This window comes from Methylocaldum sp. (assembly GCF_039794385.1).
GTDB lineage: Bacteria > Pseudomonadota > Gammaproteobacteria > Methylococcales > Methylococcaceae > Methylocaldum.
Genome location: NZ_JBDIVO010000462.1, coordinates 1 through 3,015, shown reverse-complemented (window position 1 = coordinate 3,015; position 3,015 = coordinate 1). Strand labels below are relative to the sequence as shown.

Below are 3,015 nucleotides of genomic sequence, written 5' to 3'. Positions count from 1 at the left end.
TTAAGCCAATACGATCAATCCAAATCCCGATTCATCACTTAGGTATCTGACTCGGGCCCTTGAGATTCTCAAGCGCCTGTACAGAGGCTTATGACCAAAACGAGGTTTAAAAATCACCGACCACAAATTTGATGAGCGTATCGCCGAAGCCGAAGCCAGGCACGAAGAAGCAATGAAGGCGCGTCAGGAACACTACGCCATTCTCAAACGAGCGGTTTCGTTCCTCGATGCGTGCCAAGCCGACCTTGACGCAAGTTGAAGGCGCCGTCTATGCGGCGATCAAGGCCGGTAACGAAATCGACCTGCAAAGCCTTGTCGTGCGCCGGCTTGAACTGGCGGCGATCGTAGATGCCATGCCTCGGGTGCTGAAGCAGTTGACCGACGAACTGACCCCGCTTGCTCAGGCCGTGGGGTTTGCTGCAAATCGTGTGATCGATCTTCAGGAAGAGAAAGCGCATTGCGAACTCGTTGAAAAAGTGACTGCCCTGAGTGCAGCCGGCGACAGCGATAAGACAATGCGCGAAAAGCTCAATCTCTCGCCGCGCGAATTGGACCTGGCGTTGGGGCGGGCATGATGGGAGGAATTCATCGATGAACCTAAGACAGCGCTTGGCGCGCCTGGAGGCCGCGCGGTCGTTGCAAAACGTCGAGCCGCCGCCCACCGATTGGGATGCGCTGTTCGAGAAATTCATTCGTCATCTGCCGCCGGACGTGGCCGCCTGACATCGTTTATCGCCCTGCCACAGTTCCAACGGTTCGGGTGCGGGCGGGTTGTCGGGCCCCTTGTGAGCTTCACCCATGCGCTGCTCGATGAATGCCTGAATCTCGCCGACCAAATGCGCCGGCACCCGCATGGTGACCGTCTCGCAGTTCCATTTCCGTTTCCGGCCGGCGCCGGACCGCTTCCCTCCGCGTGTCATGTTCGTACCTTGTGATTTCGTGACGGAATCAGTCTATCCCGACCATTTGATTCTGTCACGGAATCATTCAACCGTGCCGAACCTTGCATTCCACCGATTCTGGCCTAGGCTGAAAGGACCGCTCCCTCCGTTGGGTGATAAATTGCAAGCGGTAGCCCGGCTAAGGTGACGGGCGGGATCTATGAAAAAGAAAAGGAGAATGACCATGAGCAGCAACACCAATCCGACAGGATGTGGTTCCATCAACACGCAGGTGTACGAGTTCACCACAAGTGACGCGGGGAAAACGTCGGGCACGGCCTACGGCAATCTGCCGTTGGGCGACCCCAACGGCTCACAGGTGTCGATCAACGGCACCACCGACCTGTCCCAGATCATCGTTGGCAACAACGGGGCGTGTGTCATGTCGATCGTTTACCAGTACTTCGACGGGATCGCCCGCAAGTCGGCCATTTATGTCTTCGGCCAGGGGCCAAAGGGAATGGGGTCAGGGAGTCTCCACATGAGCTTCGTCACGTCGCAGGACACGCACACGTTGTCGCTGACGAGTTCGACCCCGTCGTGCCACGACGACAAATTCGAGGACATGAACGCCATCACGCAGATCACCTGGAAGTCGGATTAACCAGCGGTCCGAGCTGACCATCAACTTCTTGACGGAACAGTGAACTAGGACCTATACGTCGTATAGGTCCTACATGTCCTGAGTCATCATCGCCCGCGCATGTTCGTAGGAGTGGACCGCAAAGCGTGGCGCGCGCTTTTCGCGGCGCAGCTCGGGTGGATGCTCGATGCGACCGCCGATCTTACCGACGTTTGTTGATTTCAAAGGTCTTTTCAGCGGACCTTGACTCCCCCGACCCGCCCGGCGTCTGCTGGACGCACTACTAAACAGAAAGCGGACCCCGAACCCGTAAGCCTTGCGGTTTTTTTGCGCCTTGCGAAAGGCGAGCACCGATTTATGGTGCGGTCGATACGGTGAGATAAGCCGGGAAACCGGACGAATAAGCCGAGCAGTCTGTGTGCTGTAGTTGAGGCCGTGCCACCCTCATTCTGGTGGCGCTCGTTCAACTGGAGCAATTCACCATGTCAAACGAATCCCACACCACCCACGACCCCGCAAGCACGGCTGATGCGCTGGAAGAGGCGCGGGCCATGCTCGATTTGTTGCGATCGGCAGTTGCAGCGTCCGACGGCTGGACGCAGACAACGGTTTTCGGAGCAAACAAGCTGCTCGATGAAGTCGATTCCCGGATCGAGCGGGCCGAAAAGCTGATATTCGAACCGGTGGGATCAGATTGAAGGGGGAACTCATGAAAGCATCGCTCAAATCCGAATGCCAAGCCGTGGCGCACACGCTGGTCATGACAAGTACCATGCTGGCCGTTGTCGGTGCTGCAATAGACGATTATGTTGCACACGCTGAGGCTGAGCGAACCATGGATTTGCCAGACGTTGAAAGGGGCACGGGCTAGCGGAAATCGTTGGAGTGGCGCGAAACAGGTTGTTGGAATCCGCTGATTTCCTGGAGAGCATAAAAGAGCTTTTGCGTGATACGCCAAAACCCGCCGACGATTGATCGAATCATCGGCGCCTGGGGTAACCCCGCTTTAATCGAGTACGCGCCAGCGATTAGCGGACTTTATTACGTAATCCGCGACATCGCGCAGCGAGTCCAAAAGGCCGGCGAACTGATTAAGGAACTCCGGGATTCTGAGCGGGAGCTTGCCGCTTGCCGATCCTGAACGGGAAACCTTCGAGCGACAACCCGGTTCGCGAAAGCGGCCGGGTTTTTTGTTGCCGTGGCGAAATCAAATGGTCGTCACCGTGGCATTTTTGGAGCCTGGGAAGCAGGGGTCTTTAGAAGTGGATTTGAGTACTTTTTGAGTGCTCACCCCTGCCGAGTACCGGGAATCTGATCTAAGTTATTGAATCTATGGTGGGCGGTGCAGGGTTCGAACCTGCGACCCCTGCCGTGTGAAGGCAGTGCTCTCCCGCTGAGCTAACCGCCCGCCGGTCGATCGGTTCCTTGAAAAGATCACAATTTTCGCCGCGGCTGTCAATGCCCGGTAGGGCGTGTCTAAGCCGTTAAAGA

At 56.7% G+C, this 3,015-nt stretch carries 8 protein-coding genes and 1 tRNA gene; 6 read left to right on the top strand and 3 right to left on the bottom strand.

The features are described 5' to 3' along the window. Nucleotides 1-227 precede the first annotated feature (227 nt). Nucleotides 228-575: a hypothetical protein gene (locus ABJK70_RS22745; protein WP_347259225.1), complete on the top strand. Its 348-nt coding sequence runs from the start codon at nucleotides 228-230 to the stop codon at nucleotides 573-575. A gap of 16 nt (nucleotides 576-591) precedes the next feature. Continuing rightward, complete coding sequence (locus tag ABJK70_RS22740; protein WP_276205407.1) at nucleotides 592-723, top strand: hypothetical protein; 132 nt, start codon at nucleotides 592-594, stop codon at nucleotides 721-723. Here the strand turns inward: ABJK70_RS22740 and ABJK70_RS22735 are convergent. Then, nucleotides 696-920, bottom strand: coding sequence for a hypothetical protein (locus ABJK70_RS22735; protein ID WP_077731397.1), 225 nt, complete (start codon nucleotides 918-920; stop codon nucleotides 696-698). The two genes, ABJK70_RS22740 and ABJK70_RS22735, sit on opposite strands and share 28 nt — an antisense overlap. A gap of 205 nt (nucleotides 921-1,125) precedes the next feature. Here ABJK70_RS22735 and ABJK70_RS22730 point away from each other — a divergent pair, with 205 nt between their 5' ends. After that, complete coding sequence (locus ABJK70_RS22730) at nucleotides 1,126-1,545, top strand: hypothetical protein (RefSeq protein ID WP_077731396.1); 420 nt, start codon at nucleotides 1,126-1,128, stop codon at nucleotides 1,543-1,545. 69 nt (nucleotides 1,546-1,614) lie between these two features. Here the strand turns inward: ABJK70_RS22730 and ABJK70_RS22725 are convergent, their stop codons facing one another. Further along, nucleotides 1,615-1,749, bottom strand: a complete 135-nt coding sequence (locus ABJK70_RS22725) for a hypothetical protein (protein WP_276205406.1) — start codon at nucleotides 1,747-1,749, stop codon at nucleotides 1,615-1,617. A 257-nt stretch (nucleotides 1,750-2,006) separates the two neighbouring features. Here ABJK70_RS22725 and ABJK70_RS22720 point away from each other — a divergent pair, with 257 nt between their 5' ends. From ABJK70_RS22720 to ABJK70_RS22710, 3 genes are all read left to right on the top strand, one after another. Next, nucleotides 2,007-2,222: a hypothetical protein gene (locus tag ABJK70_RS22720; protein WP_086132749.1), complete on the top strand. Its 216-nt coding sequence runs from the start codon at nucleotides 2,007-2,009 to the stop codon at nucleotides 2,220-2,222. Nucleotides 2,223-2,233: 11 nt separating this feature from the next. After that, on the top strand, nucleotides 2,234-2,395 hold the full coding sequence (locus ABJK70_RS22715; protein WP_156881934.1) for a hypothetical protein: 162 nt from the start codon (nucleotides 2,234-2,236) through the stop codon (nucleotides 2,393-2,395). Nucleotides 2,396-2,470: 75 nt separating this feature from the next. Next, on the top strand, nucleotides 2,471-2,665 hold the full coding sequence (locus tag ABJK70_RS22710; RefSeq protein ID WP_139840958.1) for a hypothetical protein: 195 nt from the start codon (nucleotides 2,471-2,473) through the stop codon (nucleotides 2,663-2,665). Nucleotides 2,666-2,857: 192 nt separating this feature from the next. Here ABJK70_RS22710 and ABJK70_RS22705 read toward each other — a convergent pair. Next, nucleotides 2,858-2,932: transfer RNA gene (locus ABJK70_RS22705), tRNA-Val, on the bottom strand. Nucleotides 2,933-3,015: the final 83 nt, after the last annotated feature.